13 protein-coding genes are annotated in these 15190 nt (G+C 69.3%); 9 read left to right on the forward strand and 4 right to left on the reverse strand.

Going from position 1 to position 15190, the window contains the following annotated elements:
- The first annotated feature begins 52 nt into the window (after positions 1-52).
- From FSY98_RS12425 to FSY98_RS12445, 5 genes are all read left to right on the forward strand, one after another.
- Positions 53-715 carry a peroxiredoxin-like family protein gene (locus FSY98_RS12425; protein ID WP_144876986.1) on the forward strand — a complete coding sequence of 221 codons (663 nt, stop codon included), beginning with the start codon at positions 53-55 and terminating at the stop codon, positions 713-715.
- Positions 716-893: 178 nt separating this feature from the next.
- Positions 894-1364 (forward strand): DUF3817 domain-containing protein, encoded by a 471-nt coding sequence (locus FSY98_RS12430; protein WP_144876987.1) that lies wholly within the window; start codon positions 894-896, stop codon positions 1362-1364.
- The gene (gene guaA / locus FSY98_RS12435) at positions 1361-2947 is read left to right on the forward strand and encodes a glutamine-hydrolyzing GMP synthase (RefSeq protein WP_144876988.1); all 1587 of its coding nucleotides are present in this window, start codon (positions 1361-1363) and stop codon (positions 2945-2947) included. The genes FSY98_RS12430 and guaA overlap by 4 nt, the downstream gene beginning before the upstream one ends.
- Positions 2948-3151: 204 nt before the next feature.
- The gene (locus FSY98_RS12440) at positions 3152-3577 is read left to right on the forward strand and encodes a YciI family protein (RefSeq protein ID WP_144876989.1); all 426 of its coding nucleotides are present in this window, start codon (positions 3152-3154) and stop codon (positions 3575-3577) included.
- Between the two features lies 1 nt (position 3578).
- Positions 3579-4871, forward strand: a complete 1293-nt coding sequence (locus tag FSY98_RS12445; protein ID WP_144876990.1) for an RNA polymerase sigma factor — start codon at positions 3579-3581, stop codon at positions 4869-4871.
- A 91-nt stretch (positions 4872-4962) separates the two neighbouring features.
- Here the strand turns inward: FSY98_RS12445 and FSY98_RS12450 are convergent, their stop codons facing one another.
- Both FSY98_RS12450 and FSY98_RS12455 read right to left on the reverse strand, forming a co-directional pair.
- A complete protein-coding gene (locus FSY98_RS12450; RefSeq protein WP_144876991.1) occupies positions 4963-5235 on the reverse strand; it encodes a GlsB/YeaQ/YmgE family stress response membrane protein in 273 nt (90 codons plus the stop codon).
- Between the two features lie 158 nt (positions 5236-5393).
- Positions 5394-6314, reverse strand: a complete 921-nt coding sequence (locus FSY98_RS12455) for a Bax inhibitor-1/YccA family protein (RefSeq protein ID WP_144876992.1) — start codon at positions 6312-6314, stop codon at positions 5394-5396.
- 86 nt (positions 6315-6400) lie between these two features.
- Between FSY98_RS12455 and FSY98_RS12460 the strand changes: the two genes are divergently transcribed.
- From FSY98_RS12460 to ligD, 4 genes are all read left to right on the forward strand, one after another.
- Positions 6401-7387 carry a glycerophosphodiester phosphodiesterase family protein gene (locus FSY98_RS12460; protein WP_144876993.1) on the forward strand — a complete coding sequence of 329 codons (987 nt, stop codon included), beginning with the start codon at positions 6401-6403 and terminating at the stop codon, positions 7385-7387.
- A 138-nt stretch (positions 7388-7525) separates the two neighbouring features.
- Entirely contained in the window at positions 7526-9982 is a 2457-nt protein-coding gene (locus FSY98_RS12465) for an ATP-dependent helicase (protein ID WP_144876994.1), read from the forward strand.
- Between the two features lie 26 nt (positions 9983-10008).
- The gene (locus FSY98_RS16760) at positions 10009-11358 is read left to right on the forward strand and encodes an SseB family protein (RefSeq protein ID WP_186307672.1); all 1350 of its coding nucleotides are present in this window, start codon (positions 10009-10011) and stop codon (positions 11356-11358) included.
- A 63-nt stretch (positions 11359-11421) separates the two neighbouring features.
- Positions 11422-12474 (forward strand): non-homologous end-joining DNA ligase, encoded by a 1053-nt coding sequence (gene ligD / locus FSY98_RS12480; RefSeq protein WP_144876997.1) that lies wholly within the window; start codon positions 11422-11424, stop codon positions 12472-12474.
- Positions 12475-12590: 116 nt separating this feature from the next.
- Here ligD and FSY98_RS12485 read toward each other — a convergent pair whose 3' ends face one another.
- Together FSY98_RS12485 and FSY98_RS12490 are read right to left on the reverse strand one after the other, a co-directional pair.
- Positions 12591-13634 carry an ATP-dependent DNA ligase gene (locus FSY98_RS12485; protein ID WP_144876998.1) on the reverse strand — a complete coding sequence of 348 codons (1044 nt, stop codon included), beginning with the start codon at positions 13632-13634 and terminating at the stop codon, positions 12591-12593.
- Positions 13635-13710: 76 nt separating this feature from the next.
- On the reverse strand, positions 13711-15159 hold the full coding sequence (locus FSY98_RS12490; RefSeq protein WP_144876999.1) for an NAD(P)/FAD-dependent oxidoreductase: 1449 nt from the start codon (positions 15157-15159) through the stop codon (positions 13711-13713).
- Positions 15160-15190: the final 31 nt, after the last annotated feature.

The following is a 15190-nucleotide window of genomic DNA, read 5'->3' on the forward strand; positions in this document are numbered from 1 at the left end:
CTCGGCACACCCGCACCATTCCGCTCTTGCGCACACCCGAAAGGCTCAACCGATGGCCACGCAGACGATCGCGACCCAGGTCGACGAATTCAACGCCGGTTTCACCGCTCAGATCGGCCCCGAGCTCTCCGCCGTCTTCGACCACGAGCAGCAGGCCCTCAACGCCGCAGGCGTGCCTGACGGTGTGGTCGCGGTCGGGGACCGCCTTCCTGCTGCGGACCTGACCACGACGGCCGGTGACAGCGTGCCATTGCGCGACGTGCTGGACGGGTCGGCGGCGGTGCTTGTCTTCTACCGCGGGGCGTGGTGCCCCTACTGCAACATCACGCTGAAGAGCTACCAGCGCGACCTCCTCCCCGCCCTGACGAGCCGGGGTGTCAAGCTCGTCGCGGTCAGCCCGCAGACCCCCACCGGGTCGGAGCAGGCCATCACGAACGGTGACCTCGAGTTCCCCGTGCTGTCCGACCCGGGCAACGTCCTCAGTCGTGCGCTGGGCATCGTCACCGAGCCCTCCGCCGATGCGCGGGCCGCGCACACCCGGCTCGGCTTCGATGTGGCCGACAGCAACGCCGATGCCACGGGCGACATCCCGTTCCCCACGGTCCTCGTCGTCGATGACGCCGGCACCGTCGTCTTCGCCGACATCCATGTGGACTACACGACCCGCACCGAGATCGCCGACATCCTCGACGCCGTCGGCCGTCTCGAGCCCTGAGCCAGGCAGACGGGCCGCTCGCGGAGCGGCCCGTCGGAGCCCGTCCCGGCGTTCTGCGCAGCCTCGCGCACGCGGCCAGGGTGGTCACCGAGACCGGTGCGGGCGACCTGCTCGACGCCCGTCGAAGCGAGCCTCGACGCCGGATCGTGGGCGCGGTCGTGCCGACTAGACTGGGTCCATGCCCGAACCGAAAGTCGCCAGCTTTCCGGCGATCCGTGGTGCGCTGAAGTTCTACCAGATCGCGTCGATCATCACCGGAGTCATGCTGCTCCTGCTGGTCGCCGAGATGGTGCTCAAGTACACGCCGATCCACCTCGAGCTCTTCGCGGGCGGCTCGGGCGGTCCGCTGTGGTTCGCGCAGGTCGTCGAAGGTCCTGAGGGCCTCGAATCGACCGGCGACGGATTCAACCTCTCGCTCGGCATCCTCGTCGCGCACGGCTGGTTCTACGTCGTCTACCTCTTCGCATGCTTCCGCATGTGGAGCCTGATGCGGTGGCCGTTCCTGCGGTTCATCCTCCTCGCCCTCGGCGGCGTCATCCCGCTGCTCTCGTTCTTCATGGAGGCCATCGTCGCCCGCGACGTCAAGGCCTACCTCGCTACTCGGGAGGCCGCCGATGCCTCCGCCCCTGCCACGGAAGGTGCCCGGTGACCGAACAGACCGAGACCCAGCAGCGCCCTGCGCTCGTCGTCGACTTCGGCGCGCAGTACGCGCAGCTGATCGCCCGCCGCGTCCGTGAGGCCGGCGTCTACAGCGAGATCGTGCCGCATACGGCGACCGCCGCCGAGATCGCCGAGAAGAACCCCGTGGCGATCATCCTGTCCGGTGGTCCCTCGTCCGTGTACGAGGAGGGCGCTCCGCGCCTCGACCCCGCCGTGTTCGACCTCGGCGTCCCCACCCTGGGCATCTGCTACGGCTTCCAGTACATGGCGCAGACCCTCGGCGGCGAGGTCGCGAACACGGGCCTGCGCGAGTACGGCGCGACCGACGCGGTCGTCTCCGGCGACGGCGGAACGCTCCTCGGCGGACAGCCCAGCGAGCAGAACGTGTGGATGAGCCACGGCGACCAGGTCGCGACGGCCCCCGAGGGCTTCGAGGTCCTCGCGACCACGAGCGCCACCAAGGTCGCCGCGTTCGCCGACGAGCAGCGCCGGTTCTACGGTGTGCAGTGGCACCCAGAGGTCAAGCACTCCGACCACGGCCAGCGCGTGCTCGAGAACTTCCTGCACAAGGGTGCGGGTCTCGCGTCCGACTGGAATCCCGACAACGTCATCGCCGAGCAGGTCGAGCGCATCCGCGAGCAGGTCGGCGATGCCCGGGTCATCTCCGCGCTGTCCGGCGGCGTCGACTCCGCGGTCTCCACGGCTCTCGTCCACAAGGCCATCGGCGACCAGCTGACCGCCGTCTTCGTCGACCACGGGCTCCTTCGCAAGGGCGAGCGCGAGCAGGTCGAGAAGGACTACGTCGAGTCCACCGGCGTGCGTCTCATCACGGTCGACGCGGCCGACACGTTCCTCGGCCACCTCGAAGGCGTGACCGACCCCGAAGAGAAGCGCAAGATCATCGGGCGCGAGTTCATCCGTGCGTTCGAGAAGGTGCAGCTCGACCTCGTCGCCGAGGCGAAGGCCTCAGGCGGGGCCCCGGTGAAGTTCCTCGTGCAGGGCACGCTCTACCCCGACGTCGTCGAGTCGGGCGGCGGCGCCGGTACCGCGAACATCAAGTCGCACCACAACGTCGGCGGTCTGCCCGATGACCTCGACTTCGAGCTCATCGAGCCGCTGCGCGCCCTCTTCAAGGACGAGGTGCGTGCGATCGGCCGCGAGCTCGGCATCCCCGAGGCGATCGTGGGCCGTCAGCCGTTCCCCGGGCCCGGTCTCGGCATCCGCATCATCGGCGAGGTCACGAAGGACCGCCTGGAGATCCTGCGCGAGGCCGACGCCATCGCCCGCGAGGAGCTCACGAAGGCTGGACTCGACCAGGACATCTGGCAGTGCCCGGTCGTGCTGCTCGCCGATGTCCGCTCGGTGGGCGTGCAGGGCGACGGCCGCACCTACGGGCACCCGATCGTGCTGCGTCCTGTCTCCAGCGAAGACGCCATGACCGCCGACTGGACGCGTCTTCCCTACGACGTGCTGTCGAAGATCTCCAACCGCATCACGAACAGCGTCCGCGACGTCAACCGCGTCGTCCTCGACGTGACGTCGAAGCCGCCGGGGACCATCGAGTGGGAGTGACGCGCGTCCGCCGAGACCCCGCGTAAGCGCCGAGACCCCGCCCTGCTGATCGCAGCAGGGCGGGGTCTCGTCGCTATCCCGGGGTCTCGACGATGTGAGGAATCTTTTCGAGAATTGTCCGATCGGATGTCGATTCCGGTCGTTCCCGTTCGACGTCTTCAATGAGAGGGTCGAATCCCGGCCCCACCGAACAGGAGAACAACCATGAAGTACATGCTGATCATGCGCGCGACCGACGAGGCCGTCGAGGCGTACAAGGAGATGCCGTTCGAGCAGGTCATCGCCGCCATGGGCGCCTACAACGAGTCGATGATCAAGGCCGGAGTGCTCGCTGCCGGTGAGGGCCTCACGGACGCGGCCGAGGGGTTCGTCGTCGATTTCTCCACGGAGACCCCGCTCATCACGGACGGCCCCTACGGTGAGACGAAGGAACTGTTCAACGGCTTCTGGATCCTCGAGGTGTCGAGCCGCGAAGAGGCGGCGGAGTGGGCGCGACGGGCTCCGCTCGGCAAGGGCTCGTTCCTCGAGGTGCGCCGCGTGACCGATGTCTCCGACTTCCCGGCCGACAACGAGTGGATCGAGAAGGAAGAGGGCTGGCGGCAGGAGCAGGCGCAGCGCGCCCAGCAGTGACATGACCGATGCGGATGCCGGCGAGAGGGCGCGCCCCGACCCCGACGGGGGAGCAGCGGAGCGTGCCGTCGCCGCCGTGTGGCGGATCGAGTCGGCGAAGATCGTCGCCACCCTCACGCGCCTCGTCGGTGACTTCGCACTCGCGGAGGACCTCGCACAGGAGGCCGTCGTCGATGCTCTTCGGCAATGGCCGGTCGACGGCGTGCCGCGGAACGGCGCGGCCTGGCTCACGGCGGTCGCCAAGCGCAAGGCCGTCGACGGATGGCGGCGTCGCGAACGGCTCGACGACAGGATCGCGGTGATCGCCCAAGACCTGGAGCGGGAGCAGGCGGAGGCGGCGGACGCGCCGCCGTGGGATCCGGATGCCGTCGACGACGACGTCCTGCGTCTGATCTTCATCTCCTGTCACCCCGTGCTGTCGCGCGAGGCGCAGGTGGCGCTCACGCTTCGCGTCATCGGAGGTCTGTCCGCGGAGGAGATCGCCCGAGCGTTCCTGGTGCCGACGGCAACGGTGCAGCAGCGGATCGTGCGGGCGAAGAAGACCCTGGCGGCGGCGAACGTGCCCTTCGAGGTTCCTCCCCGAGAGGAGCACGCCGCACGCCTCGTCGCCATCCTCGGCGTGCTCTACCTGATCTTCAACGAGGGCCACACGGCATCGCATGGCGCCGACTGGATGCGACCGGAGCTCAGCGTCGAGGCCATCCGGCTCACGCGAGTGCTCGTGTCCCTCATGCCGCGCGAGCGCGATGCGCACAGCCTGCTCGCGCTCATGGAGCTCACGGCGGCGCGCTTCCCGGCCCGCCTCGACAGCCACGGTGACCCGGTCCTGCTCGCCGACCAGGACCGCAGTCGCTGGGATCGAGGCCGCATCGCGCGGGGGAGGGCGGCGCTCGCGGCGGCGGACGCCGTCGGCACCGGGCGCGGTGCCTACGGGTTGCAGGCAGCGATCGCCGAATGCCATGCGACGGCGGCGTCGGTGGAGGAGACGGATTGGGAGCGCATCGTGCTGTTGTACGAGGCGCTCGGGCGCATCGCACCGTCGCCGGTGGTCGAGCTCAACCGGGCGGCCGCCGTCGCGATGGCCACGGGTCCGGCGTCCGCTCTGCGCATCCTCGACGCGCTCGCGGAATCGGGTGCTCTGCGCGGGTATCACCTGCTGTCAGCGACCCGCGCCGAGCTGCTGCTGCGACTCGGTCGTGTCGAGGAGGCCCGCAGCGAGTTCGCGACGGCGGCGGCGCTCGCCGGCAACGATCGCGAGCGCGCGATGCTCGAGGCGAAGGCGGCAGGCGGGTGACGCCGGCGGCCCGTATCGCCATAGCAACAGAAGAACCCCCTCGGAGGATCCGAGGGGGTTCTTGGCTGTGTCACCGCAGATGCGGTACGTGTCAGCTGCGCGCCTTGCTTCCGCGACCGACGATCAGGCCGTAGATCAGCAGCACGATGATCGAACCGCCGATGGCGAGGAGCCAGGAGCGGAGGTCGAAGAACCCGCCCATGTCGACGTTGAAGAGGGCGGAACCGATCCAGCCGCCGAGCAGGGCGCCCACGACGCCGAGCAGAAGGGTCACGAACCAGCCGCCGCCCTGCTTACCGGGAAGGATCAGCTTGGCGATGGCTCCGGCGATGAGGCCGAGAAGAAGAAAGCCGAGAAAACTCATGGTCAGCTCCTATAAATCAGGAGCCCCGGGGTGCCGGGGCTTTGCGTTAACCAGCGTGCCTTTGCTGAGAGATCCCTGCAACCCCTTGCGCTTTTCGGCCTCGGTATGGCAAAAGGCCCGCTTCCCTCGGGAAGCGGGCCTTTCGGATGCTGATCGGGTCAGTTGTTGCCGCGAGCGATCGCGATGATGCGCAGGATCTCGACGTACAGCCAGACGACGGTGACCATGATGCCGAAGGCGCCGAGCCAGCCGTACTTGCGGGGAGCGCCGTTGCGGACGCCCTGCTGGATCTGGTCGAAGTCGAGCACCAGCGAGTACGCCGCCATGATCACGACGAGGACGCCGATGATGAGGCCGAGCGGGATGCCGAAGACCGGCTGGCTGAACAGGCCGAACATGTTCTGGTTGACGCCGGTCCACATGAGGACGAGGTTCAGCAGCGAGAACACGCCGTAGCCGATCAGCGCGATCATGAAGACCTTGGTCGCCTTCTTCGATGCGCGGATCTTGCCGCTCGCGAAGAGTGCGAGGGTCACGCCGACGACCGCGACGGTCGCGAGCGTCGCCTGCGTGACGATGCCGGGCCAGCGGACCTCGAAGAACGCGGAGATGCCGCCGATGAAGAGACCCTCGAAGGCCGCATAGGCGAAGATCAGCGCGGGGCGCACCTTCTTACGGGAGGTGAAGGTGATGACCATGGCGAGCACGAAGCCGCCGAGCGCGCCGACGATCCACGGAAGCATGTTGACGGCGGCGCCGCCGTACGGGTCGTAGCGCGGAGCGCTCAGCCCGCCCAGGGTCCACACCCAGCCGACGGCCGCCGTGACGAGGAGGATCGCGAAGAGGCCGGCCGTCTTCCAGACCGTGTCCTCGACCGACATGCGGTCGGTCTCGATCGAACCGGCCGGGGGAGCGGCGTACATCCCCTCCAGCTGGGCGTTCGCGGCGGCATCCATCGTCCCGTGCTGGAACGAGGCGGCCTGCGCACCCTGAGCGCCCTGCGGCGCACCGGGGTAGGTCGCGACGTTCCGCGGATCCTGCTGCTGGAACGCCGGGTTGTTGAAAGCGAAATTGCTCATGGTGGGCCTCACTCCAAAGGGGTTTCAGGTCGCTTCCCTCCACGATACCCGCCTGGCGTGTCGCGCGGGTGTTCTACGCTGTGAGCGTGCCCAGGAACTCCCCCCTCGTCATCGGGCACCGCGGTGCCCCCGGCTACCGGCCGGAGCACACGCGGTCATCGTACGAGCTCGCGCTCGAATGGGGAGTGGATGCCGTCGAACCCGACGTCGTCGCCACGAAGGATCGCGTGCTCGTCGTCCGCCACGAGAACGAGATCTCCGGCACGACCGACGTCGCCCTGCGTCCCGAGTTCAGCGATCGCCGGACGACCAAGCGCGTCGACGGCGAGGCGCTGACCGGCTGGTTCACCGAGGACTTCACGTGGGAGGAGCTGTCGACGCTGCGCTGTCGCGAACGCCTGGCGGGCGTGCGCCCGTCGAGCGCGAGCTTCGACGGGGCCGAGCCGATCCTGCGACTGGTCGACGTGCTGGACATCGTGCGGGAGGCCTCGGTCGCGCACGGTCGAGAGATCGGGGTCGTGCTCGAGGTGAAGCACGCGACGTACTTCGCGAGCATCGGGATGCCGTTGGCGCCGCTGATCGCCGCGGAGCTGCGGCTCGCCGGCTGGGGCGACGGCGAGCTGCCGCTGATCGTCGAGTCGTTCGAGTCGACGGTGCTCGTCGAGCTGCGCGATCTCGGCATCCCGGCGTCGTACGTGTATCTGATCGAGGCGGCGGGGCGTCCGTACGACCTCGCGGCCGTGCAGGGCACGCACGCGCCGACCTACAGGGCGACCGTCGCCCCTCGGGGCCTCGATGAACTGGTCGGCACCGTCGACGGCATCAGCGTCGACAAGAAGATGCTGCTGGCGAAGGGCGACACGATCGTCGCCGACGCGCACGCGAGAGGGCTGACGGTGTTCACGTGGACGTGCCGCCCGGAGAACCGGTTCCTGGCCGCAGAGTTTCGGGGGCGGGGCGGCAAGGACGTGTTCGGTGACTACGAGGGGGAGTGGGCTGCGATCGCCCGCACCGGTGTCGACGGGGTCTTCGTCGACCATCCGGATCTCGGGATCGCGGTCTTCCGCGGCTGAGCGATCGCGGACGATCCGGCGTCGTCCGAGCGCCTCGCCGGTGCGGCGAGCGCCACAGGCGAGGCTGCCTCGTCCGGGCGGTCGAGCACGGTGCACCGGGGTCGCAGTGTCGGTGCCGACGCTTAGACTCAGAAGGCCATGACCGAAGCCCCCCTCATCGTCCCCGGATCCGTCGGCCCGCGCTCCACAGGAGAGCAGGGCCAGGACGACCTCCTCGCCGGCCTGAACCCCCAGCAGCTCGAGGCCGTCACCTACCGCGGCCCCGCGCTGCTCATCGTCGCGGGTGCCGGCTCGGGCAAGACCAGCGTGCTGACCCGTCGCATCGCGTCGCTGCTGCGGTCGCGTGAGGCGTGGCCGAGCCAGATCCTCGCCATCACCTTCACGAACAAGGCGGCGGGAGAGATGCGCGAGCGCGTCGAGGGCATCGTCGGCGACGCCGCTCGCGGCATGTGGATCTCGACCTTCCACTCCGCGTGCGTGCGCATCCTGCGGCGAGAGGCTCAGCAGTTCGGCTTCACGAAGTCCTTCACGATCTACGATTCCGGCGACTCGCGCGCCCTCATCAAGCGCCTCGTCAAGGAGCACGAGGCCGATGCGTATGGACTGACTCCTGCGTCGGTGCAGGGGCGTATCTCGAAGCTCAAGAACGAGCTGTCCGATGCCGAGGCCTACGCGCGGCAGGCGAACATGAGCGATCCGGCGGAGCGCATCTTCGTCGAGCTCTTCACTGATTACCAGCGCCAGCTGCAGAAGGCCAACGCCTTCGACTTCGACGACCTGATCGGTCAGACGGTGTACCTCTTCCGGGCGTTCCCGCAGGTGGCCGATACCTATCGTCGTCGGTTCCGCCATGTGCTGGTCGACGAATACCAGGACACGAACCACGCGCAGTACGCGCTGATCCACGAGCTCACCCGCCCCGTGTCCGGCGACGCTCCCGATCCGTATGCCTCGAACGGCATGATGATCTTCGAGCCAGAGACCACACCGGAGCTCGAGGGAGCGTCCTTGACCGTGGTCGGCGACTCCGACCAGTCGATCTACGCCTTCCGCGGCGCCGACATCCGCAACATCAGCGAGTTCGAACGCGACTTCCCCGGTGCCAGGGTGGTGCTGCTCGAGCAGAACTACCGGTCGACGCAGAACATCCTGTCGGCGGCGAACTCGGTGATCGGCAACAACTTCGACCGCAAAGACAAGAAGCTCTGGAGCGACAAGGGCGACGGCGACAGGATCATCGGCTTCACGGGCTACTCGCAGCACGATGAGGCCCAGTTCGTCGCCGACGAGGTCGAGGCGCTGCGACGCTCTGGCATGCCGTACTCCGAGATGGCCGTGTTCTATCGGACCAACTCCCAGTCGCGAGCGCTGGAGGAGATCTTCATCCGCTCGGCCGTGCCGTACAAGATCATGGGCGGCACGAAGTTCTACGAGCGGGCCGAGATCAAAGACGCCCTCGCCTATCTCGTCGCGGTGGCGAACCCCGCCGACGAGATGGCGGTGCGCCGCATTCTGAACAAGCCGCGGCGGGGCATCGGCGATGTGACCGAGACCGCGATCGCGAGGTTCGCCGAGGAGCACGACATCACGTTCCGGCAGGCGCTGTCCGTTCCCGGACAGCTCGGAGTCGGTCCGAAGATCCAGGCCGGCATCGCTCAGCTCGACGCGACTCTCGCCGAGGCGACCGAGATCATGCTTCCGGCTTCGGGTGAGGTGCCGCCGCCGACGTCGGTGGCCGACGGCCTCAGCGTGCTGCTGTCGAAGAGCGGATATCTCGACGCACTGCGCGCGAGCCGCGACCCGCAGGACGAAGCGCGGGTCGAGAACCTCGACGAGTTCGTGGCCGTCGCGAGAGACTTCGCGCGCAACAACCCCGAGGGGACGATCGTCGACTTCCTCACCGAGGTGGCGCTCGTGTCGGATGCCGATGACCTCGACGACGAGTCGGGCACGGTGTCGCTGATGACGATGCACACCGCGAAGGGGCTCGAGTACGACGCGGTCTTCGTCACCGGCGTCGAAGAAGACCTCATCCCGCACCGCATCTCGGCGGGCGAGCCCGGTGGCCCCCAGGAGGAACGTCGGCTCTTCTACGTCGGCATCACGAGAGCCCGCAAACGTCTGCACCTCTCACTCGCCATGACCCGGGCCCAGTTCGGCGAGGTGACGGTGGCGATGCCCAGCCGGTTCCTGCAGGAGATCCCCGCGGGCCTCATCGACTGGCGGCAGTCGCCCGGCGACGTCAACTCCCGGGGAGGAACGCAGTCCCGCGCGCTGAACGCCCGGCGGGGCGGGGGCGGGGGCGGATTCGGCGGTCCCGGCGACCGTTTCGGCGTGAAGCCGCTGCCGGGCAAGGACTCCTTGAAGCCGCTCTCGACGGCGATGGACAAGTTCCCGAACCGCGTGACCGCCAAGATGCGTGACAACGGCGACCTCGAGCTGTCGGCCGGCGATCGCATCCGCCATTCCGACTTCGGGGAGGGTCGCGTCGATGCGGTCACGGGCGAGGGGGCGAAGCGCATCGCACACGTGCGCTTCGATTCCGCCGGGCAGAAGAAGCTGCTGATCAAGGTCGCGCCCATCGAGAAGCTCTAGCGCGATCGCGGGTTAGGCTGGCTGATATGGCCCTGTTCTCCCGCCGCAAGAAGTCCGCTGACGACGTCGTCGCCGACCAGACCGAGCCCGACACGACGGCGTCAGGCGTCGAAGAGACCGCCGGCACCGCCCCGCGGTCGGACGCGGAGCGCAGCGATTCTCCGACCGTGAACGCGGACGAGAACGGCACGGTCGCCGAGCCTGTCACGGACGGTGAGTCGAGCATCGCCACGGCAACCGGCTCGGCCTCAGCGACCGGCTCGGCCTCAGCCACCGCCTCGGACCCCGCAACCGGCTCAGACGCTGCAACCGGCTCAGCCCCCGCGGAGGCAGACGCCTCCACCGAGTCGGGCTCTGCGCCCGCTGTCGGCATCTCGGTCCAGGCGTTCCGTGGCGTCGGCGCCCAGGCGGGGCCCGAGGTCTCGCTCCCCGACCCGAACGCCGCATCCCCGACATCGCCCCCGACGTCGTCGGCTCCGGTCGCGCCGACCTTTGGCGGAGTCGCGGCTCCGCGCCCGGTCGAGCAGCAGGCCGAACGTCGCCTTCCTCTCGCGCCGGCCCAGCCGCCCGAGCAGACCGAGACGGTCGCAGGCATGAAGGACAACGTCCTGCTCCGCGAGGCGCTGGCCCAGGTCGAGCAGGGCGCCACGAACGAGCAGCTCCTCGGAGTCCTGCGTCAGTCGCTGCAGGCGCACCTGTACATCCGCGTGAACGGCGACGCGCGTGCGCAGATCAGTGAAGGCAAGCCGCTGTCTGTCGCGGTCGTCCGCGACGGTGATCGGCAGTTCATGCTCGCCTTCAGCTCGGCCGGGGCCGTGCGCGATTCCGTGCAGCTCGAGAAGGACCCCACGGCGACCTCTGCGGTCGCCCAGCCGACCACCTCAGTGCTGCAGCAGGTCGTCGCTGGTGACTTCGCCGGCCTCATCGTCGACAACGCATCCGCGCCGCACCGCGTCGTGTTCCCGACGGAGCTGCTCGAGAAAGCACTCGAGCAGGCCGATGTCGAGATGACGATCAAAACGCTCATCGCGCAGCCGCGGGAGCAGGACACGGCGGTCAAGGTCGGTCAGGCGCTCGCCACCAAGCGGATGTGGGTCGCCGTCAACGACGGCGGCGGCACAGGTCAGCCGGGCATCGCGGAGGCGCAGACACCGGACGGCCAGCGGTTCCTGCAGCTGTTCTCGCACCCGCTGGAGGTGCTCGCGCTCGGGCGCGGCGACCGACCGCTGCCGTTCGATCCGCAGCAGCTCGCCGCGCTGTTCGCCAGGCACCCGGAGATGGCCGGCGTGGTCCTCGATCCCGCCGGGCCGACGCTGGCGGTGGACCGCGAGGCTCTGGCCCCCGTTCTCGTGCTGACGGTCGATCTGGGCGACTGACCTCGCGCGACGCCCCCGCGCCCGGGGCTTCCGCGTGTCACAGCCGCGCCCTAGGGTCGGATCATGGCCTCCGAACGTGTGACCCTGACCGTCGTCGATCCGGACGGAGAGCGCGAGGTCGCGCTGTCGAGCCCTAACAGGGTGGTGTGGCCCGAGGTCGGCATCACCAAGGCGGAGCTGGCGGAGTACTTCCAGCTCGCGAGCGGGCCGTTCCTCGCGGCCAACGGCAACCGTCCCGTCTCGCTGGAGCGCTTCCGCGATGGCGTCGGCAGCGAGGGGTTCTTCTCGAAGAATCCTCCGAAGGGCACGCCGGAGTTCGTCGACGCGGTCACGTTGACGTACAACAGCGGGCGCCGGCATCCGCAACTGGTGCTGAATCGCCCGAGCGCGATCGTCTGGGCAGCGCAGATGAACACGATCGTGTTCCACCCGTGGGCGTCGCTCGCCACCGATCCCGACAACCCGGTCGAGTTGCGCATCGATCTCGACCCGCAGCCGGGGACGGACTTCACGGATGCCGTGACCGCCGCGCACGAGCTGAGGACCGTGCTGCGCGAGGCGGGTCTCGAGGCGTTCGCCAAGACGAGCGGCAACCGCGGACTCCACGTGTTCGCGCCCATCGAGGCGAGGCACGAGTTCTTGGACGTGCGGCACGCGGTGATCGCGGCCGGACGGGAGCTGGAGCGCCGGATGCCGGAGCAGGTGACGACGAACTGGTGGAAGGAGGAGCGCGGCGAGCGGATCTTCGTCGACTTCAACCAGGCGAATCGCGACCGCACCATGGCGGGTGCCTACAGCCCGCGCGCCCTGCCGAAGGCGACGGTGTCGACGCCCGTGCACTGGGACGAGCTCGACGGCCTGGACCCGTCGATCTTCACGGTCCGCAGCATTCCCAAGCGGCTCGACGAGATCGGCGACCCGTGGGCGGAGAAGCAGGCGTCGCCGGGGCGGATCGACACGCTGCTCGAGTGGTGGGAGCGCGACAAGGCGAACGGGCTCGGCGAGATGCCGTTTCCGCCGGAGTTCCCGAAGATGCCGGGGGAGCCGCCGCGCGTCCAGCCCAGCAAGAAGGTCGCCGCGAACTGGGACGAGAACGGCGATCCGACGAGCGACTGACCTTGCGGTCGCGGTGGTCTGCGCCTCGCGGTCGCGCTGGCCTCCGCCGAGCAGTCCCGCTGGTCTCCGCCCCGCAGTCCGCCTGGACTCCATCCCGCAGTCCCGCGGGTTCCGGTTCAGCCGATCACATCGGCCAGGTCGTATCCGGCGACGGTGTCGAGCTGGTCGTACGTGCACGAGCGAGCATCGCGGTCGGGCCGCCACCGATCGAACTGCACGGTGTGCCGGAACCGATCGCCTTCGAGCTGGTCGTAGCGCACTTCGAGCGCGCGCTCCGGACGCAGGCGCACGAACGACACGTCCTTCGATCCGCTGAACCGTGAGCGCTCGCTCTCTCCGGTGACCGCGGCGCCGTCGTCGTCGCGCACCACGAGGGGAGCCAGCTCCTCCACGAGCTCCTGTCTGCGCTTGTCGCTCCATGCCGCGACGCCGCCGACCTGATGCAGCATCCCGTCGGCGTCGTACAGTCCTACGAGCAGCGACCCCACGCCGCTCCCCGACTTGTGGATGCGATAGCCGACCGCCACGACGTCGGCCGTGCGTGCGTGCTTGATCTTGGTCAGCGTGCGCTTTCCCGGTGCGTAGGGCTGGTCGAGGGGCTTGGCGACGACGCCGTCGAGCCCTGCACCCTCGAACTCCGCGAGCCAGCGCACGGCGGCGTCGCGGTCGCGGGTGGCGCGGGTGATGTGCAGCGGATGCGCGACACCGGCCATCAACGCCTCGAGCCGCTCGCGGCGCTCCCGGAAGGGCGTCTGCAGCAGATCGTCGTCTCCCTCGGCGAGCAGGTCGAAGGCCACGAACATCGCGGGGGTCTCGGCGGCGAGCTTCGCGACGCGCGACGCGGCGGGATGGATGCGCTGACTCAGTGCCTCCCAGTCCAGCCGCTGCGCTCCGTCGCGGCCGGTGGCGACCACGATCTCTCCGTCGAGCAGGCAGGGTCCGGGCAGGAGCTCGGGGATCGCCTCGACGAGCTCGGGGAAGTACCGGGTGAGCGGCTTCGCGCCCCGGGAGCCGATCTCCACGGTGTCGCCGTCCCAGGCGATCAGGCCGCGGAAGCCGTCCCACTTCGGTTCGAACAGCAGGCCGCCGGTCGTCTTCGAGGGATCGGGGACGGATGCCGCCGCCTTGGCGAGCATCGGGGCGGGGATGTCGTAGCGCATCACCCCATCCTGGCGGTGGACTAGCCGGCGCAGAAGGGGGTGGACCGCACCGACGACCTCGTGTTCGACGAGTGCGTCAGAACAGGTCGCCGAGGGTGGCGCGCTCTCCGGCATCCGCCAGCGCTGTGCGCGCCGCGTGCCAGCCGGCCATGCCGTTGACGCCGGGGCCGGGCGGCGTCGAGGACGAGGCGAGGTACACGCCCCGCATCGGGGTACGCCACGGTGCGGTGCTCAGTACCGGTCGACGGATGGCCTGCGGGAGCGTGAAGGCGCCACCGAGGATGTCGCCGCCGATCTCAGCGGGATTCACCGCTTCGCGCGCCGAGGCCGGAACCGAATGGTGGGCGAGGATGCGGTCTCGGAATCCGGGCGCGAACCGCTCGACCTGTCGGGTGATGAGCTCGGTCGCGTCGAGGTCGGAATTCGCCGGCACGTGGATGTACGCCCACAGCACCGCCTTGCCCTCGGGAGCGCGGGTCGGGTCGAACACCGAGGGCTGCGCGGTCAGCACGTACGGACGCTCGCTGACCCGGCCGCGGGCGACGGCGTTCTCGCTCGCGGCGACCTCGGCCCTGGTGCCGCCGAGATGCACGGTGGGCGCCTGAGCCACGTCGGGGTTGGTCCAGGGGATGGGTCCGTCGAGGGCGAAGTCGACTTTCGCCGCGGCGGCGCCGTAGCGGTAGCCCTGTATCGTGCGGGCGTACCGATCGGGGATGTCGGGGTGGGTCAGCAGCAGGCGAGGCGACGTGTTGAGCAGCAGCAGGTCGCCGGCGTCCGGGTCACCCCAGTCGAGGTCGCCGAGGTCTGTGACGTGTACACCGGACTCGACCGTGCCGCCGTGCGCCTCGATGTCGGCGACCATGGCGTCGGCGATGCGCTGCGCGCCGCCGCGTGGATACATCCAACCCCCGGCGTGCCCTGCTGCCGCGAGGAGCAGCCCCGCGGCGGAGGCGGCGAGCGACGGCATCCGCGCCGGGGCGTGGGCGAGCACGCCGGAGATGAGCCCCGCGGCCTCATCCGTGCGGAAGGAGAGGCGCGCGAACGGAGTGCCCTGATCGATCATCCGCAGGCCGAAGCGCAGCGCGGTGAGCGGTTCCCGGGGGATCCGCAGCATCTGGTTGCCGGTGAAGTCGACGACGCCCTCGATGTGGCTGCTGAGCGGTCGCAGCAGCGCGAGCCAGGCCTTGCCGTCGACGCCGAGTCCGGCGGCGGTCTTCTCGATGTCGCGCCACGCGATGCCCGCGCGACCGTCGTCGAGAGGGTGCGCGTACGAGATCTCGGGCACGATCCAGTCGATGCGGTCGGCGAGCCCGAACGCCTGGAAGAACGGCGACGTCAGCGCCGCGGGATGCACGGCCGAGCAGATGTCGTGGACGAACCCGGGCAGCGTCGTCTCGGCGCTTCGGACGCCGCCGCCGATCGTGTCGGCGGCCTCCAGCACCCGCACCTCGTAGCCGGCGCGGGCGAGGGCGACCCCCGCCGCGAGGCCGTTCGGACCGGATCCGATGATCGTCGCGCGAACCATGCGGCCAGTCTTCCACGTCTGGACGTGAGAT

Origin of the sequence: Microbacterium sp. 1.5R (assembly GCF_007667425.1) — a bacterium.
Taxonomy (GTDB): Bacteria; Actinomycetota; Actinomycetes; order Actinomycetales; family Microbacteriaceae; genus Microbacterium.

Coding starts and splice junctions, on each gene's coding strand:
- FSY98_RS12425 (WP_144876986.1), top strand. CDS start 53: ATGGCCACGCAGACGATCGCGACCCAGGTCGACGAATTCAACGCCGGT.
- FSY98_RS12430 (WP_144876987.1), top strand. CDS start 894: ATGCCCGAACCGAAAGTCGCCAGCTTTCCGGCGATCCGTGGTGCGCTG.
- FSY98_RS12440 (WP_144876989.1), top strand. CDS start 3,152: ATGAAGTACATGCTGATCATGCGCGCGACCGACGAGGCCGTCGAGGCG.
- FSY98_RS12445 (WP_144876990.1), top strand. CDS start 3,579: ATGACCGATGCGGATGCCGGCGAGAGGGCGCGCCCCGACCCCGACGGG.
- FSY98_RS12450 (WP_144876991.1), bottom strand. CDS start 5,235: ATGAGTTTTCTCGGCTTTCTTCTTCTCGGCCTCATCGCCGGAGCCATC.
- FSY98_RS12455 (WP_144876992.1), bottom strand. CDS start 6,314: ATGAGCAATTTCGCTTTCAACAACCCGGCGTTCCAGCAGCAGGATCCG.
- FSY98_RS12465 (WP_144876994.1), top strand. CDS start 7,526: ATGACCGAAGCCCCCCTCATCGTCCCCGGATCCGTCGGCCCGCGCTCC.
- FSY98_RS16760 (WP_186307672.1), top strand. CDS start 10,009: ATGGCCCTGTTCTCCCGCCGCAAGAAGTCCGCTGACGACGTCGTCGCC.
- ligD (WP_144876997.1), top strand. CDS start 11,422: ATGGCCTCCGAACGTGTGACCCTGACCGTCGTCGATCCGGACGGAGAG.
- FSY98_RS12485 (WP_144876998.1), bottom strand. CDS start 13,634: ATGCGCTACGACATCCCCGCCCCGATGCTCGCCAAGGCGGCGGCATCC.
- FSY98_RS12490 (WP_144876999.1), bottom strand. CDS start 15,159: ATGGTTCGCGCGACGATCATCGGATCCGGTCCGAACGGCCTCGCGGCG.